A 16,360-nucleotide genomic window follows, 5' to 3' on the forward strand; every position below is an offset into this window, starting at 1 on the left:
CCGGCGCCACCCGAATGGGCTCCCCGTGAGCCGGGTGGCGCCGGCCAGCGCACTGTGTACCGGCTCCACGGCGACATCCCGGCCGGGGCACACCGGCGACGTTCGGACTTCACTCGAACGAGTCACCGCCTAGGCTCGGGCCATGGGTGCACCCGCCGGACCCGTCTCGCCCGCCGTCATGCGGGAGGTCCTCGGCCACTTCGTGTCCGGGATCGTCGTGGTCACCGCGGCAACCCCCGCCGGCCCCATCGGCTTCACCTGCCAGTCCTTCGCCTCGCTGTCGCTGGACCCGCCGCTGGTCAGCTTCGCCGCCGCCCGCTCGTCCACCACCTGGCCGCGGATCCGCGAGGCCGACACCTTCTGCGTCAACGTGCTGGCCGCCGACCACCAGGAGCTCTCCGTCGGCTTCGCCCGCTCAGCAGGCAACGGCGTCGACAAGTTCGACGGGGTGCCATGGCGCCCGAGCCCGTCCGGCGCGCCCGTCCTCGACGGCGTCAGCGCCTGGATCGACTGCACGCTCTGGAACGAGTACGACGGCGGCGACCACACGATCGCCGTCGGCCGCGTCCTGGACCTGGGCGCCACCCCCGCCCGCCTCCCCCTGCTGTACTACCGCGGCCGCTACGGCGTCACAGCCGATCCCCCGCAGACCTGACACCCAGACCGCGACTCGCGTACACCCAGCCCGCGACTCGCGGGTCTTCCCCGCGAGTCGCGGTGTGGGTGCGCGCGAGTCGCGGTGTCAGCGGGGGTGGCGGACGGCGGCCGGGCCGTCGGCCGTGAGGGCCTCCGAGGCGCGGTGGGCCGCCTGGGAGACGTCCAGCTCGCGGACCGTCTGCTTGGTCGCGGGAACGGCGGGTGGGGCCGTGCTCAGCTCGCGCACTCCGAGGCCGACGAGGAGCTGCGCGGCCACGGGGTCGGCGGCTGACTCGCCGCACACCGCCACGAGGACCCGCTCCCCCGCTGCCCGGCACACGGCGTCGACGAGGCGGAGCACGCCGGGGTCGAGGGGGTCGGCGAGCGCCGCGAGCGCCGGGTTGCCCCGCTCGGCGGCGAGCGCGTACTGGGTGAGGTCGTTGGTGCCGATGCTGAAGAAGTCGACGTGGGGCACGAAGGCGGCGGCCTTGAGCGCCGTGGCGGGCACCTCCACCATGATCCCCACCTGCAGGCCGGGCGGTGTCCCCCTTCCCTCGGCGGCGATCGCGGCGTCGAGGGCCCGGCGGGCCGCGACCAGCTCGTCGAGCGCGGCGACCATCGGGAACATCAGGCTCACCGGCGTCTCGTGCGCCACGCGGACGGCGGCCAGCAGCTGGTCGGCGAGCAGGCCGGGGAACCCGTCGGCCAGTCGGATGCCGCGCAGCCCGAGGAACGGGTTGGCCTCGGCCGGGAGCGGCAGGTAGGGCAGCGGCTTGTCGCCGCCGACGTCGAGCGTGCGCAGCGTGATCCGGCGGCCCCCGAGCGCCGCGGCGACCTCGCGGTACGCCGCCTCCTGCTCGTCGACGTCCGGCGCCTCGGTGCGGCCGAGGAACAGGAACTCGGTGCGCAGGAGCCCCACCAGGTCGGCCCCGGACGCCGCGGCCTGCGCCGCGTCCGCCGGCGAGCCGACGTTGGCCCCGACGAGCACGGAGACGCCGTCGCGCGTCACGGCCGGTGCCGCCGCCTGCCCGCGGGCCTGCGACTCCCGCTCCGCCTGGGCGGCTGCTCGCTCCCGGAAGGCGGCCAGCACGTCGGGTGCGGGGTCGACGACCAGCTCGCCCGCGGCGCCGTCGACGACGATCGGCGTGCCGTCCGGTACGTCGAGCACGGCCGGCCCGGCCGCGACGAGCGCCGGCACGCCGCGGGCGCGCAGCAGGATCGCGCTGTGGGCGGTGGGGCTGCCCCCGGCCAGCACGACGCCCGCCACCCGTTCCGGGTCCAGCGCGGCGGCCTGCGCGGGGGTGAGGTCCCTGGCCACGAGGACGGCCGCGGGGCCACCGTCATCGACCGGGACGAGGGCCGGGCCTCCGACGAGCGCCCGCAGCACCTGCACGGAGACGGCGCGCACGTCGGCGGCGCGCGCCGCGAGGTAGGGGTCGGGCACGGCCTCCCACGCGGCCGCGACGCGTTCCGCCGCGTCGGACCAGGCCCGCGGCGCGGACGCCCCGCCGTCGATCCCGGCGTGTGCGTCGGCGAGCAGTGCGGGGTCGTCGAGCAGCAGGAGGTGGGCGTCGAAGATCGCGGCCTCCTCCTTCCCGAGCTCACGCGCGGCGACGTCGCGAGCGGCCGTGATCTCCGCGGCGACCGCGGGCAGTGCCGCGTCGAGCCGCTCGCGTTCGACGGCCGGGTCGGCGGCGGGCTCATCGGGCACGACCGGGGCGGGCGGCTCGGCCGCGCGTTTCGGCCCGATGCCGATCCCGGGCGACGCGGGGAGCGGCCCGCCGCCGGTCGAGGACGACGGGGCGGGCGGTGCCGGGGCCGAGGACTCGTCGAAGTGCCGGGAGGCCAGCGCGAGCACGGCGTCCACGGCGGCGCCCGCGCCCGGCCCGCTCGCGCTGATCTCGACCCGGTGCCCGGAGAGCGCGCCCAGTGCGGTCAGCCCGGCCAGGCTCGCGGCGGGGATCCAGTCAGAGCCCGTGGTCGCGTTGCGGACGCGGACCTCCGCCCCGTCCAGGCCCCGGACGAGGGCGGCGAGCCGGGCGGCGGGGCGCGCGTGCAGCCCGTGGGCGTTGGCGACGGTGAACTCGGAGGTGGGCCCGGCTTCCGCGACCTCGGCGGGACGTGCCTCCGGGGGCCCGCCCAGCTGCGCCTGCTTACCGCCGAGCGCGGCCGAGGCCTCGGCGGCGATCTCGTCCCGGTCGGCCCCGCCCGCCGCCGTCACCGCCGCGACGACGAGCCCCTCCACCAGCGGCGCCGGGCACAGCAGGACGCGGTCGCGCGCGTCGGGGTCGTCGAGCAGGTCGAGGGCCAGCTCCGCGGAGAGCACGGCGCTGCCGAGGTCCATCAGCACGACGACGCCGCAGCCGGAGTCGGCCGCCCCGATCGCGGTGGCGATGGCGACGGCGTCGGTGCCGAACGTGGTCTCGTCGAGCCCAGCGGCCACCTCGATCGCGAGCTCCCCCGGCGCCATCTCCCTGGCCAACGCCACGGCTGCTTCGCCGAGGGCGCGGCTGTGGGACACGACGACGAGCCCCACGAGGGAACTCACGCCAGCGTGTCCGCTGCCGTCTGCAGCAGCAGGGCCGCCGACGTCGCCCCGGGGTCCTGGTGGCCCACGCTGCGCTCGCCCAGGTAGCTCGCGCGGCCCTTGCGGGCCTGCATCGGCGTGGTGGAGTCGCGACCCTGCGCGGCGGCGTCGGCGGCCGCCTGCAGCGCGCCCGCGGTGTCCTCCCCTCCGAACGCGGCGTCGAGGGCGTCGACGGCGGGGGCGAGCGCGTCGTACATCGTCTTGTCCCCCGCCTCGGCCTTGCCGCGGGCGACCACACCGTCGACGCCGGCCCGCAGGGCCGCGGCGAACAGCTTCTGGTCGACGGTGTCGGCGTCACCGATCGCCGTGGCCATCCGCAGGAAGAACGTGCCGTAGAGCGGGCCGCTCGCACCGCCGACCGTGCTGACCAGCGTCATCCCGGTCTGCTTCAGCAGGGCGCCCGGACCGCCCGTGGACCCTCCGTCGAGCTTCGCGACCACGGCCTTGAGGCCGCGGTTCATGTTGGCGCCGTGGTCGGCGTCACCGATGGGCGAGTCGAGCCGGGTGAGCTCCTGCTCGTTCTCGGCGACCGCGGCCGCGAACGCGCGGATCCAGCGCTCGATCGCGGCGGCGTCGATCGCGGCGAACTGGTCGGGCGCGGCCATCAGGCGCCCCACCGCATGCCGGGCGTGCGGACCGGTGCGTCCCAGAGCCGCAGCAGCTCGTCGTCGAGCTGGAGCAGCGTGACCGAGCAGCCGGCCATCTCGAGGCTGGTGATGTACGGCCCCACCAGCGACCGGGCGACGGAGACCCCGGCCTTGGCGAGGATCCGGGAGACCTCGCGGTACATCACGTACAGCTCCAGGAGCGGCGTGCCGCCCATCCCGTTGACGAACAGGAGCGCACCGCCGTCACCGGTGAAGTCGCGGTCGGCGAGGATCGGCTCCACCAGCATCTCCGCCACCTCGCGCGCCGGCGCGAGCGGTACCCGCCGCCTGCCCGGCTCGCCGTGGATGCCGATGCCGATCTCCATCTCGTCCTCGGGCAGGTCGAAGGTCGGCCGACCGGCGGCCGGCACCGTGCACGAGGTGAGCGCCACACCCATGCTGCGGCCCGCCTCGTTGACCCGCCGCGCGACGGCGGCCACCCCGGCGAGGTCGCGGCCCTCGTCGGCAGCGGCACCGGCCAGCTTCTCCACCAGCACGGTGACGCCGACGCCACGCCGGCCCGCCGTGTAGAGGCTGTCCTGCACGGCGACGTCGTCGTTCGTCACGACGGAGACGACCTCGACGCCGGTATCGGCGGCGGCGAGCTCGGCTGCCATCTCGAAGTTCATGACGTCGCCGGTGTAGTTCTTCACGATGTGCAGCACGCCCGCGCCGCCGTCGATGCCGCGCGTGGCCTCGAGCATCTGGTCGGGCACCGGCGAGGTGAACACCTCGCCCGCGCAGGCGGCGTCGAGCATTCCGGGTCCGACGAAACCGCCGTGCAGCGGCTCGTGCCCCGAGCCGCCACCGGACAGCAGCCCCACCTTTCCCTGCACCGGCGCGTCCGCCCGGTACACGATCTTGTGGTCGAGGTCGACGCGCAGATCTGGATGGGCCGCGGCGATGCCGCTCAAGGCCTCGGTGACGACGTCGGCAGGATCATTGATCAGCTTCTTCACGCCGGCCCTCCGCAGCGATGGGACGATCACGCGGACCCTACGACTCCTGCGTGTCCTGCGCCACGTCCCTTGGGATGGCCGGGGGTAGGGCTACGCCCGGCTGGGCCCGCACGGCTCGCTCCATCGCCGGACCGAGCGCGGCCGCGAGCGCGGACGGCTCGTGCGGGCCCCGGACGAGCGCGGTGAACAGGAGCCCGTCCAGCGTGGCCGCGAGCTCCTCGGCGGACCGGGTCGGGTCGGTGGCACCCAGCGCCCGCAGCAGGTCGGCGACGAGCGCCCGGATGGTGTCGCCTGCCCGCGTCAACTCCTCCAGCAGCTGCGGATCGCGCGTCGCGGCGAGGCTCAGCTCGTAGCGGGCCACCGTGCGGTGCCGCTGCGTGGTGATCAACGAGACAGCGGCACCGACGAGCACGTCGACCAGCCCGCGACCGTCGCGCCCGACGGCGGCGACGAGCGGCCCCTCGGTGGTGAGGTCGAGCTCCACCAACCGCTGGACACAGCCCGCGACCAGCGCGGATCGGCTGCGGAAGTAGTACGACGTGCTGCCCTGTGGGATGCCGGCGGCGGTGTCGACGGCGCGGTGGGTGAGCCCGCGCATGCCGTGCTCGGCGAGGATGTGGAGGGCACCGTCGAGTATCAGGGTTCTGCGGTCCGCCATCTTCCCTCTACGTCTGTCGCGTCAGGTGAACTACGCTCGACTCTACAGATGTAGAGGGGGAGTCATGCACGTCGTGGTGATCGGGGCCGGGCTCGGCGGGCTGGCGGCGGCGGTGGCCGCCGACCGCGCCGGGCACACCGTCACCGTGCTGGAGCGGGCGCCGGCGCTGCGCGAGACGGGGGCCGGTATCGGGATCATGCCCAACGGCGTACTGGCGCTCGACGCGCTCGGGCTGGGCGCGCCGGTCCGGGCGCAGGCCGGCCCGCTCGACGCCGGGGGCGGGATGCGCGACCGGCACGGGAGACCGCTGCTCACCGCTGACCTGGCCGCCGTGCGGGAGCGCATCGGCGCGCCGGTCGTCGTCGTACGCCGCTCCTGGCTGCACGGCCTGCTCGTCGACGCGCTCGCGCCGGGCACGGCGCTCACCGACACCCCCGTCACGGCGCTGCGCGACGCCGGCGACCACGTCGAGCTCCGAACGGGCGGGGGCCCCGTGCACGCCGACGCCGTGGTCGTCGCCGACGGGGCCCGCAGCAGGCTGCGTGCCGGACTGCTGCCCGGGCATCCCGGTCTCGCGGGATCGGGCGAGTTCGCGGCACGGGCGATCGCCCCCGCCCCGCCGACCGGTGTGGCGTTGCCGGTCGGCGAGCTCGTCGACCACCGCACCGGCGACCGCTTCGGCTGCCTGCCGCTCGCCGACGGCGGCGTCTACTGGTACGCGACCTGGCACGACCCCGCCCCGGCCGATCCCACGCAGCGGCATCGGTGGCTGCGCGAACGCCGTGCCGGATGGCACCCGGCCGCCGTCGCGCTCGTCGACGCGACGCCCGCCGACACCGTGCACGTCGTGGAGACCGCGCAGCTGGTCCACCCGCTGCCCACCCTCGCGATCGGCCGCGTCGCGCTGCTCGGCGACGCCGCCCACGCGATGACACCCGACCTCGGACAGGGCGCCTGCCAGGCGTTCGAGGACGCCGTCACGCTGGGCGCGTTGCTCGACGGCACCTCAGCGGCCGACGTGCCGGCCGCGTTGCGGGAGTACGACGCGCTGCGGGGGCCGCGCACGTCCGCCCTGCAACGCGAGTGCCGCCGCATGCACCGGCTGCTCGGACTCACCGGCTGGCGCGGAAGGCTGCGCGACGCACTGCTGGGCTGCGTGCCCCGGGCCCTCGCCGTGCGCTCGCTGGCGGCCCAGTACCGGTTCACCCCACCGCGCGGTGGGAGCATGTCGGGATGGCGAGCACGGGAGAACGAGCAGTCCCGATCCTGACAGTGGGAGACCTCGACGAGGCGGTCGGGTTCTACGCCCTGCTCGGCTTCCGGGTCGAGTCGCGGTACGACGGCTACGTGATCATGGGGCGAACGCCGACGACCGAGCTGCACCTGTCCTGGTTCCCCGACCACGACCCGCACCTCACCGCCGGGAGCATCTACCTGCGGACCACCGACCCGCAGGCCCTCTACGACTCGCTGCGCGCCGAGCTCACCCGCCAGGGCGTGCTCTACCCGGCCCCGGCGTCCGGGCTCACGCCGGAGCTGACGGCCGAGCTCCGGGCCAGGGTCGCCTCGGGCGAACGGCTGGTGCGGCTCCACGAGATCGAGGACAAGCCGTGGGGCATGCGCGAGTTCACCGTGATCGACACCGCCGGCAACGCCGTGCGCGTGGGTCAGGTGTCAGCCGGGTAGCCGCACCCGCGCGAGCACGGCCCGGTGGTCGGTGCCGGCGAGGTCGAGCACGTCGAACCGCGTGGTGACGGCCGCGGCGGGCACGAGCACGTGGTCGATCTGGATGCCGAGCCAGCGGGGCACCCCGGCCGGGAACGTGCCGACCAGGCCACGCCCCGTGCCGTCGGCGGCGCTGCGGCAGCGGCCGAGCGCCGCACGAAGGGCGGGGTGGTCGAACGTGGCGTTGAAGTCGCCCGCCACCAGCGGCTCCACCGGGCCTGCGCACCAGCTCCCGATGAGCGCGAGCTCGTCGTGCCACCAGGCGGTGCTGCTGCGCGACATCGGCGCGGTGGGGTGCACGGCGTAGAGGGTGCGCGCGCCCAGGATGCCGCCGGTGACCTCCAGGTGCGGCAGCCGGAGCCCCCGGCCGGGCTGGACCCGCACGTCACCCGCGCCCTCGCCGACGAGCAGGACGACGTCGTGTCCGTCGCGGTGCCTGCCACCCGAGGCGACCCACGCCCGGTAGCCGAGCCCGGCCAGCAGCGGCATGAGCTTGTCGCGGAAGTCGGCACCCGCCTCTGGCAGGACCACGAAGTCCGGGCGCTCGTCGGCCACCACCGCGGCGAGGGCACCGCTGTCGGCCTGCCCGTGCCACACGTTCGCGGTGAGGACGGTGACGTCACCCGGTCCCGGCGTCGCGCCCGGTCGCCGGGCCGCCCGATGCACGACCGGCGCGCCGGCGGCCAGCCCCGCCGCCGCGAGGCCTGCCGCGAGCGAGCGGGTGCGGCGGCCGGTGGCCAGCACCGCGGCCCCCACCAGCGCGGAGGCGGCCACGTGCGGGCGCCACGCCTGCACGACCGCCGCGAACGTGGCCGGGCCGCCCTGCGCGAGCAGCTGGGCCGTGTAGACCTTCTCCGCGACCCGGGGTCGGAGGCTCCGCGGGACGAGCGGGCGCACCAGCGCGGTCACCAGCGGTACCAGGGCCATGGAGTGCCGCATCCTCTCTCGGTGGGGCCCGGCGTCGCGTCGGCGGGCACCAGGTGAACGTCCACGCCGCGGTGCCGGTTCCTCGCCGGCGACTACGCTCGGGCGCGGCCAGGCTATCGCTCCAGCACTGGATGTCAGCAAAGCCACCTTGCTGACGCGTGGGGTCAGCAAGGTGGCTTTGCTGACATCGGTGGGGAGGATCTCGCGCACCCCCGATTAAGGTGAGGCTTTCCATAGCTCAGGAGACCTTCGATGCGACTGCTCGGGCTGATCCTCGCCGGCCTGCTCACCGTGACGGCGTGCTCCACGGCGGCGCCCGCCGCCACCGGCACCGGGGGCTGGACGTTCACCGACGACCTCGGCCGCACGGTCACGCTCGACCAGCGGCCCACCCGGATCGCCGGGCTCACCGACGTTGTCGCGTCGTTGTGGAACTACGGGATCAAGCCGGTGGCCGCGTTCGGCTACACCGGGATCAGCCAGGACCAGCGGTTCGCGGGGCGCGACCTGTCCGGCGTCGCCGAGCTCGGGCCGATGTACGGCCAGATCGACCTGGAGGCGCTCGCCGCCGCCGATCCCGACCTGATCGTCACGCACGCCTACCCCGTCGACGCCGCGGGCACGATCGACCAGCAGGCCCCGCTGTACGGGTTCGCCGACCTCGCCCAGCAGGAGGCCGTCGCCCGCATCGCCCCGATCGTGGCGGTCACGATGGACGGGTCGGCCGTGCAGGTGATCGACCGCACCGCGCAGCTGGCGCTCGCGATCGGCGCCGATCCGGCCGTGGTGACGGAGGCCCGCGCCGAGTACGACGCGGCGGCCGACCGGCTGCGGGCCGCGGCGGCGTCCGGGCTGCAGGTGCTGGTGGTTGCCGCCTACCCCGCCGAGGGCCTCTACGTGGCGAAGGCCCCGCACGACCCGACGCTCACCGCGTTCGCCGATCTCGGCGTCCGGTTCGTCGACCCCGGCGGCACCGGCTACTACTGGCAGATCGTGAGCTGGGAGAACGTCGGCTCGCTGCCCGCCGACGTCCTGCTCGAGTCGCAGATCGACGACATGAGCGCGGAGCAGATCATGGCGCATCCGACGTTCGCGCGGACGCCCGCCGGGCAGGCCCGCCAGGTCTACCCCTGGGTGTTCGCGAGCATGGACTACGCAGCTCAGGCGGCGTACATGACCGAGGTGGCCGGGCACCTCGCGTCCGCCCGCAAGGTGGTGTGAGCCCCGCCGCGTGCCCGATAGGGTTGCGTGTAATCACGTAATTCGGAGGGGTTCCGTGCCCGACACCGTTCCCACCCTGTACGAGTGGTGCGGCGGCTCGCCCGCCCTGCACCGCCTCACCGACGTGTTCTACGAGAAGGTGCTCGCCGACCCGCTGCTCGAACCGATCTTCCGGAACATGAGCCCGGACCACCAGGACCACGTGGCCCGCTGGCTGGGCGAGGTGTTCCGCGGGCCCACCGACTACACCGACCAGCTCGGCGGCTACCCGGCGATGCTCTCCCACCACATCGACCTGGCGATCACCGAGCAGCAGCGGGCGCGCTGGGCGCAGCTGATCGCCGAGAGCGCGGACGAGGCGGGCCTGCCCGACGACCCCGAGTTCCGCTCGGCGTTCGTCGCCTACGTCGAGTGGGGCACGCGCATCGCGAAGGCCAACTCGGAGCCGGGGGCGAACCCGCCGACGGACTACCCGGCCCCGCGCTGGGGCTGGGGAGAGGCGCCGCCCTACACCCCGTGACGGGTTGCGGCGCCCTCAGGTCAGCGCCAGTCTCCCGGCGACGAGGGCGAGGGCGGGGCGGCGCAGGCCCAACCCGCCCGCCCCGCGGACGATGCCCTCCTTCACCATCGCGGCCGCCCGCCCGGTGAGCATCGGGCCGACCGGTCCGCCGTCGGAGCCGGAGTACTGGACGAGGCCCTCCTTCCGGCCGAGGCTGATGCACTGGCCGTCGAAATCAACGCGCAGCTGCCGCGGGGTCCGGCCGGCCAGGCGGTCGCCGATCGCGCGGACGGCGCACGCGGCCGCCAGCCCTCCCGGACCGCACCCCATGCGCAGCTCCCGCCCGTCCGGGTTGTGGGCGGCCGCGGCGTCGCCGACGGCGTAGACGTCGGGGTGCGACACCGACCGCATCGTGCCGTCCACGAGCACGCGCCCGTTGCCGCCGACCTCGAGCCCGGCCTCGCGAGCCAGCTGCGGCACCCGGAAGCCGGTCGTCCAGACCACCACGTCGGCGCCGACGTGCTCGCCGTTCTCCAGCAGCAGGCCGTCCGCGGCGACCTTGGCCACCTGCGTGTGCTCGTGGAGCCGGATGTCGAGGCGGTCGAAAGTGCGGTACAGGTGGTCCTGGCCGCGCTCGGACAGCGCGGGACCGAGGGTGCCGCCGGTGAGCAGTCGCACCGTCCGATCCGGGTAGGTCTCCGCCAGCTCGGTGGCGGCCTCGATGCCGGTCAGCCCGCCGCCGACCACGGCGACCGTCGAGGCGGTGCGCATCCGCTCGGGCAGGCGCGCGGCCCGCTCGGCGTCGGCCACCGAGGTGGCGTGCTCGGCGGCGCCGGGCACGGCGTCGAGGTCGGCGCGGCTGCCCAGCGCGTACACGAGCCGGTCGTAACCGACCGGATCGGCGCCGCTCGCCAGCTCCACCTGCCGCTGTTCGGGGTCGATCCGGGTGACCTGGTCGACGAGCAGGCGGACGCCGCTGCCCCTGAGCAGGTCGCGCAACGGCAGCTCGCGCAGCCGCTGGCCGGTGGCGAGCTGGTGGTTGCGCATCCGCTCCACGAACCGGTCCCGGTTGTTGACCAGCGTGACCGGGCCGCCGGTGCGCCTGGCGAGCAGCTTGGCGGCGACGAGGCCGGTGTAGCCGGCGCCCAGGACCACGATGTGCGGTGTCGTTGTCGTCATGTGCACGAGACGCCGGCGACCCGCTCCTTGTGACACCGCCCGGCGAGACGTGGGCCACGCGCACTCCTTTTACACCGGACGGGCCACGAGGACGTGCACGCCGCTCCTCGGGCCGGTCGGCAGGACGCGGTCGAGCCGGAAGCCGCCTACGTCGAGGAGCGCGGCGAACTCGTCGGCCGTCCGCTCCTGGCCGCCCAGCAACGTCAGCATGTGCACGTCCATCCGGATGGCCGCTGGGTCGTCGGCCGCCCGTTCCGGGAGCACCGCCTCGACGAGGAGCAAGGTGCCCGTGTCGGGGATCGCGCGGCGGACGGTCCGCAGGATCGCCACGGCCTCGTCGTCGGTCCAGTCGTGGATCACGCGGGAGAGCACGTACGCGTCGGCCCCGGCGGGGACGTCGGAGAAGAAGTCGCCGCCGACGGCCGGCAGCTGCGCGTCGCGCACGACCTCGGGGCGATCGAACAGCGTCGCCGACAGCTGCGGCGCGGCGCCCAGGATCTCCCGGAGCAGCACGCCCGATCCCCCGCCGACGTCGACGAGGCTGCGGAACCGCCGGAAGTCGTACGCCTCCACCACCGCGGCCGCCTCGCGCACGGCACGCACGGCCATCGAGCCCTGGAAGCGGGCGCTGTTCGCGGGTTGGGCGTCGAGGTACTGGAAGAACGTCATGCCGTGGACGCGCTCGAACGGGGTTCCGCCGTCGCGCACCGCGTCCAGCAGCCCCGCCAGCGCGCCGTAGTAGAGGCCGCCCCGCGCGAGCACCGCACCGCGCTGCGAGCCCTCGACGCCCTCCCGCAGCAGCTCGCTCGTGGCCGTCAGCCCGAACCGGCGGTCCGGCAGCTCCTCGAAGACCTCCTCGGCGGCGAGACCGCGCAGCACCCGGCGCAGCGCGCCCGCGTCCGCGCCGACCTTCTCGGCGAGCTCCTCCGCCGTGCGCGGGCCGCCCGCGAGCTCGTCGGCGATGCGCAGCTCGGCCGCGACCCACAGCAGCTGCGTCACGACGTAACCGTCCGTGAGCCGGGCGAGCCGCGCGTCGGGAGTCATGCACGAGAACGCTATGACCCGGCTGCCCCGGCGCCTATCCGCCGGACGGCATACGCGGGGCTACTCGCTCGCGAGCGCGCGACCACGACGCCCGCGAGCGCATCCTCCGCGAGCGCGCCTGGCCAGGCCGACCCCGAGACCTCAACCGCCTGCCACCATTCCTGGCGATCATGCCCATCCGAGGCCGGCGACCGGCCTCACACACCGGCGATCACCCCGGATGGCGCCGATCAAGGGCCAATGGTCGCGGTCCAAGATCAACGAGCGACCTTCTCCCCTCGATCACCGACGGGAAGCCTGCCAATCGGCCACCTCAGGCCGAATCCGGGAGGGCAACGAGATGCCGGTGACACCGGCCTCCTGGCGGCGCCGCGCGGCCCCAGAGGGCAGGCCCTTGGGCCTGCCCGCGAAGCAGGCCCTCAGGGGCCGCAGAGGCTCACAGAAGGCACATCCTTGAGCCAGGAGCCTTGCCGCACACCTCGCGTAGCCGTGCAGTCTCTGGCTGGTCGCCGACACAGCGCGCACGCCTCCTCGCGATCCGAACCGAGGACGACGCCGTACTCCTCGACTGATCAACCGCGCGGCGGCAGCACGCAGAACTCGTTGCCCTCCGGGTCCGCGAGCACCACCCACGGGAGCTCCGGCTCGTCGGCGATGCGGGTCGCGCCCAGGTCGACGAGCCGCTGGACCTCGCTCTCCTGCGTCCCTGCGGCAGGTGCGATGTCCAGGTGCAGCCGGTTCTTCCCGGCCCGCTCCTCGGGCACCGGCTGGAAGAGCAGCAGCGGGCCGCCGCCCGTGCCGATCTGCACGTACTCGACGCCGTGGGCGTCGCGCCACCGCCGGTCGACCTCCGTGCCGAGCGCCGCGCACCAGAAGGTGGCGCAGCGCTCGGGGTCGCGGCAGTCGACGGCCACCGCGATCAGCCTGCTGACCATGCCCACCCGTTCCCTTCCCGCCGCCGGCTAGTGCGCGTCGAACAGCACGCTCACGGACTCGCCGTTGTGGATCCGGCGGACCGCCTCGGCGAGCGCCGGGGCGATCGAGAGCACGGTGAGCTTCGGCGCGTGCTCGGCGCCGGGCACCGGGACCGTGTTGGTGCAGACGATCTCCGCGACGTCGTCGCGCCGCCCGATCCGCTCCAGCGCGCCGTCGCTGAACAGGCCGTGCGTGCAGGCCACGCGCGCGGAGGCGATGTCGTGGTCGACGAGCCGGTCGAGCAGCTCGACGATCGTGCTGCCGCGGGCGATCTCGTCGTCGAGCACCACGACGTCCTTGCCGCGGACGTCACCGATGATCGAGCTGATCACGACCTTGTCGTCGGAGATCCGCTCCTTCGCGCCGGCCGCGACGGGCAGGCCGAGCAGCCGGGCGAAGCGCGAGGCCTCCTTGGCGTTGCCGAGGTCCGGCGACACCACGACGGAGTTGGACAGGTCCCCGTTGCGGAAGTGGCCGGCCAGCTCGTGCAGCGCGTGCAGGTGGTCGACCGGCACCCCGAAGAAGCCGTGCACCTGCGGGGAGTGGAGGGTCATCGTCAGCACGCGGTTCGCGCCCGCGGTCTGCATGAGGTCAGCCATCAGGCGGGCTCCGATGGAGATCCGCGGCGCACCCTTCTTGTCCGACCGCGCGTAGGCGAAGTGCGGCATCACCACCGTGATCCGCGCGGCCGACGCGCCGCGGGCCGCGTCGAGCATCAGGAGCAGCTCGACGAGGTGCTCTTGGACCGGCTGCACCAGCGGCTGCACGATGAAGACGTCCCGCTCCCGGCAGTTGGCCTGCAGCTGGACCTCGAGGCAGTCGTTCGCGAACCGGGTGATCCGGGACGGTGCGAGCGGCACCTCCAGGTGGTGGCAGATCGCGGCCGCGAGCTCCGGGTGGGCCGAGCCGCTGAAGATCGTGATCTCTTTCATCGGGTCCTCCAGACTCCGCGGCGAGCGTCGAGCAGCGGGGCCTGCAGCTGCGCCCACGGGGACAGCTCGCCCGCGACCGCCGCCGCGAGGAACGCCTCCCAGCTCCACCACTCCACCGACTCGACCTCGTCGGGCCGCGCCCGCGGCTCGCCGACGAGCGTGCACACGTACACGGGGCAGAGCTCGTTCTCCTCGACCCCGCCCGCCTCGGCCCGGTAGGCGAAGTCGGGCAGGACCAGCTGCAGGTCCACGGCATCCAGGCCGAGCTCGTCGGCCAGCCGCCGCCGGACCGCGTCCTCCATCGCCTCGCCCGGCGCCGGATGGCCGCAGCAGGTGTTGGTCTGCACGCCGGGGAACGTCGCCTTGTGCCGGGCACGGCGCGTGACGAGCAGGCGGCCGTCCCGGTCGAAGCCGTAGCAGGAGAAGGCGAGGTGCAGCGGGGTGCTCGGCCCGTGCACGGTGGCCTTGTCGGCGACGCCGATGGCGCGCCCGTCGTCGTCGAGGAGCACGACCTGTTCGGGAGGGCCCACGCGGTAACCGTAGTCGATCGCTTGCTTTTCATACATACACGCATGTATGAAAAAGAAGTGCGCAGGACGGCCGAGGACACCGCAGCCACCCGGGCCGCGCTCGTCGACGCCGCGCTCTTCGCCTTCGCCCGCGAGGGCGTCGAACGCGCGACCCTGGGCGGGATCGCCGAGGCCGCAGGGGTGACGCGCGGGGCGGTCTACCACCACTTCGCCGACAAGGACGCGCTGCTCGCCGCCGTGCTCGGTGAGACGTGGGAGGTCGTCGCCGCGCCGGTGTGGGCCGCACTCGATGCGCCCGGCCTCCCGCTGGGCGACCGGCTGGAGGCGTTCGCGCTCGCCTGGCTCACGGCGTTGCACTCCGATCGCCGGTTCGCCGCCCTGATGGCGGTGAGCCTGCGGGCGGCCGCCCCGTCCACCGGGGAGAAGGCCGCGGGGTTCCACGCGTGGCGCGACCGGCTCCGCACCGCGTTGCGTTCCGGCCTCCCCAGCGGCCCGGACCCGGCCGCGGCGCACCTGCTCGCCTGGCTGAGCGGCACCGCGCTGCTCGCGGGCCACGACCCCGCGCTCGTTCCCCCGGCCGACACCCGCAGCGTGCGGCCACTGCTCGGAGGGATCCTCCTGTGACATCCCGTGGACCGACCCACCCGCGAGCCGCGGTCGGCGTCGTCACGCTCGCGCTCGTCGTCGACATGTTCCTGTACGGCAGCCTCGTCCCACTGCTGCCCGTGCTCCCCGCGGTCGCCGGCTCGTCGGGTGCCGCCGGGCTGCTCTTCGCCGCGTACGCGGTGGCGATGCTCGTCGCGACGCCGGTGGTGGGCCGCTGGGTCGACCGGAGCGGTCCGCGGGCGCCCCTGCTCGCCGGTCTGGTCGCGCTCGCCGCGGCGACGGCGCTGTTCGCGGCGGTGGTCGACGTCCCGGGTGCCGCCGGGCTCACGGTGCTCTCGCTCGCCAGGGCGGCGCAGGGCGTCGCAGCGGCCGCGAGCTGGTCGGCGGGGCTGGCGCTGATCGCGAGCACCCACCCACCCGAGCGGCGCGGCACCGTCATGGGGCTCGCGCTGTCGGCGATCGGGGTCGGGGTGCTGCTCGGTCCGGCCGTCTCCGGGTTCCTCGCTGACGCGTTCGGCCCGCGTGCCCCGTTCGTGCTGGTCGCGGTACTGGCCGCCGCCGACGCGGTGGCTCGGATGATCTGGATCCGGCCCACCGCGGCCGCCCCGGCGTCGGTCCCCCTGCGGGTGGTCGCGCGGGGGCCGCGGGCCGGGCTGCTGATCGGGCTCACCGCCCTGGGCGCGGCCGCGATCGCGTTCGCCGAGCCCGTGCTGCCGCTGCACCTGTCCGCGCTCGGGCTGGGCTCCACCGGCATCGGGCTGGTCTTCGGCGCGGCCGCGCTGCTCGGCGGGCTGGCGGCGCCGCTCGCCGGGATCGTGACCGACCGGCTCGGCGCGCCCCGCGTGGCGGCGCTCGGCACGCTGGTCGCGGCCGCCGGGTTCGTGCTGTGCGGCATGCCGGCGGCCGCCGCGTCGATCGCGGGGGTGCTCGTGGTCGGGATCGGCGCGCAGCTGGTGCTCGCGCCCACGCTCGTGCTGATCGGCGCGCTCGCCGAGCACATCCAGCCGCCCGCCTACGGCGCGGCGTACGCGCTCTACAACCTCGCCTACACCGCCGGGCTCGCCGTGGCGCCGCTGGCGGCCGGCACCGCGGCCGCGCTGGCCGGCGTGGCAGCGACGACGATCGCGGCGGCGGCCGTCGCCGCCCTCACCGGCCTCTGGCTGCTCCTCCCCTCACGCACCTCTGCTCCGCCGACGCACCCCGTCAACGGGTAGCGCGAGCTGCGCGGGCCGCAG

At 74.9% G+C, this 16,360-nt stretch carries 17 protein-coding genes; 7 read left to right on the plus strand and 10 right to left on the minus strand.

Translation table 11 applies throughout. The features are described from left to right. The first annotated feature begins 142 nt into the window (after nucleotides 1–142). A complete protein-coding gene (locus FB388_RS22820; protein ID WP_211362178.1) occupies nucleotides 143–655 on the plus strand; it encodes a flavin reductase family protein in 513 nt (170 codons plus the stop codon). An 87-nt stretch (nucleotides 656–742) separates the two neighbouring features. Here FB388_RS22820 and ptsP read toward each other — a convergent pair whose 3' ends face one another. From ptsP to FB388_RS22840, 4 genes are read right to left on the minus strand one after another with little or no spacing between them, the layout of a single operon-like run. Continuing rightward, nucleotides 743–3,184 carry a phosphoenolpyruvate--protein phosphotransferase gene (ptsP, locus tag FB388_RS22825; protein ID WP_246122303.1) on the minus strand — a complete coding sequence of 814 codons (2,442 nt, stop codon included), beginning with the start codon at nucleotides 3,182–3,184 and terminating at the stop codon, nucleotides 743–745. Next, on the minus strand, nucleotides 3,181–3,828 hold the full coding sequence (dhaL, locus tag FB388_RS22830) for a dihydroxyacetone kinase subunit DhaL (protein WP_142104242.1): 648 nt from the start codon (nucleotides 3,826–3,828) through the stop codon (nucleotides 3,181–3,183). Before dhaL ends, ptsP begins: the two co-directional genes overlap by 4 nt. Continuing rightward, the gene (gene dhaK / locus FB388_RS22835; protein WP_142104243.1) at nucleotides 3,828–4,829 is read right to left on the minus strand and encodes a dihydroxyacetone kinase subunit DhaK; all 1,002 of its coding nucleotides are present in this window, start codon (nucleotides 4,827–4,829) and stop codon (nucleotides 3,828–3,830) included. The genes dhaL and dhaK overlap by 1 nt, the downstream gene beginning before the upstream one ends. Before the next feature lie 37 nt (nucleotides 4,830–4,866). Beyond that, nucleotides 4,867–5,487, minus strand: a complete 621-nt coding sequence (locus tag FB388_RS22840) for a TetR/AcrR family transcriptional regulator (protein WP_142104244.1) — start codon at nucleotides 5,485–5,487, stop codon at nucleotides 4,867–4,869. Nucleotides 5,488–5,551: 64 nt separating this feature from the next. On the opposite strand from FB388_RS22840, the gene FB388_RS22845 reads away from it, so the two are divergent. Further along, the gene (locus FB388_RS22845; protein ID WP_170225790.1) at nucleotides 5,552–6,757 is read left to right on the plus strand and encodes an FAD-dependent monooxygenase; all 1,206 of its coding nucleotides are present in this window, start codon (nucleotides 5,552–5,554) and stop codon (nucleotides 6,755–6,757) included. A gap of 2 nt (nucleotides 6,758–6,759) precedes the next feature. Next, nucleotides 6,760–7,173, plus strand: a complete 414-nt coding sequence (locus FB388_RS22850) for a bleomycin resistance protein (protein ID WP_142104246.1) — start codon at nucleotides 6,760–6,762, stop codon at nucleotides 7,171–7,173. Here FB388_RS22850 and FB388_RS22855 read toward each other — a convergent pair. Next, complete coding sequence (locus FB388_RS22855; RefSeq protein ID WP_142104247.1) at nucleotides 7,162–8,139, minus strand: endonuclease/exonuclease/phosphatase family protein; 978 nt, start codon at nucleotides 8,137–8,139, stop codon at nucleotides 7,162–7,164. The two genes, FB388_RS22850 and FB388_RS22855, sit on opposite strands and share 12 nt — an antisense overlap. Before the next feature lie 252 nt (nucleotides 8,140–8,391). Between FB388_RS22855 and FB388_RS22860 the strand changes: the two genes are divergently transcribed. Continuing rightward, entirely contained in the window at nucleotides 8,392–9,360 is a 969-nt protein-coding gene (locus FB388_RS22860) for an ABC transporter substrate-binding protein (protein WP_142104248.1), read from the plus strand. A 55-nt stretch (nucleotides 9,361–9,415) separates the two neighbouring features. Continuing rightward, a complete protein-coding gene (locus FB388_RS22865) occupies nucleotides 9,416–9,880 on the plus strand; it encodes a group II truncated hemoglobin (protein ID WP_246122305.1) in 465 nt (154 codons plus the stop codon). Nucleotides 9,881–9,895: 15 nt separating this feature from the next. On the opposite strand, the gene FB388_RS22870 is transcribed toward FB388_RS22865, so the two are convergent. The 5 genes from FB388_RS22870 to idi form a co-directional block, all read right to left on the minus strand. Beyond that, nucleotides 9,896–11,038, minus strand: a complete 1,143-nt coding sequence (locus FB388_RS22870; protein ID WP_142104250.1) for an NAD(P)/FAD-dependent oxidoreductase — start codon at nucleotides 11,036–11,038, stop codon at nucleotides 9,896–9,898. Nucleotides 11,039–11,107: 69 nt separating this feature from the next. Further along, a complete protein-coding gene (locus FB388_RS22875) occupies nucleotides 11,108–12,082 on the minus strand; it encodes a methyltransferase (protein ID WP_142104251.1) in 975 nt (324 codons plus the stop codon). A 572-nt stretch (nucleotides 12,083–12,654) separates the two neighbouring features. Continuing rightward, nucleotides 12,655–13,017, minus strand: a complete 363-nt coding sequence (locus tag FB388_RS22880; protein WP_142104252.1) for a VOC family protein — start codon at nucleotides 13,015–13,017, stop codon at nucleotides 12,655–12,657. Nucleotides 13,018–13,044: 27 nt separating this feature from the next. Next, nucleotides 13,045–13,989 (minus strand): ribose-phosphate diphosphokinase, encoded by a 945-nt coding sequence (locus FB388_RS22885; RefSeq protein WP_142104253.1) that lies wholly within the window; start codon nucleotides 13,987–13,989, stop codon nucleotides 13,045–13,047. After that, nucleotides 13,986–14,519, minus strand: a complete 534-nt coding sequence (gene idi / locus FB388_RS22890; RefSeq protein ID WP_246122307.1) for an isopentenyl-diphosphate Delta-isomerase — start codon at nucleotides 14,517–14,519, stop codon at nucleotides 13,986–13,988. The genes FB388_RS22885 and idi overlap by 4 nt, the downstream gene beginning before the upstream one ends. A 57-nt stretch (nucleotides 14,520–14,576) precedes the next feature. Between idi and FB388_RS22895 the strand changes: the two genes are divergently transcribed. Beyond that, complete coding sequence (locus FB388_RS22895; protein ID WP_142104255.1) at nucleotides 14,577–15,143, plus strand: TetR/AcrR family transcriptional regulator; 567 nt, start codon at nucleotides 14,577–14,579, stop codon at nucleotides 15,141–15,143. Continuing rightward, on the plus strand, nucleotides 15,140–16,339 hold the full coding sequence (locus tag FB388_RS22900; protein WP_142104256.1) for an MFS transporter: 1,200 nt from the start codon (nucleotides 15,140–15,142) through the stop codon (nucleotides 16,337–16,339). Before FB388_RS22895 ends, FB388_RS22900 begins: the two co-directional genes overlap by 4 nt. Nucleotides 16,340–16,360 lie beyond the last annotated feature (21 nt).

The organism is Pseudonocardia cypriaca, from assembly GCF_006717045.1.
Classification (GTDB): Bacteria; Actinomycetota; Actinomycetes; order Mycobacteriales; family Pseudonocardiaceae; genus Pseudonocardia; species Pseudonocardia cypriaca.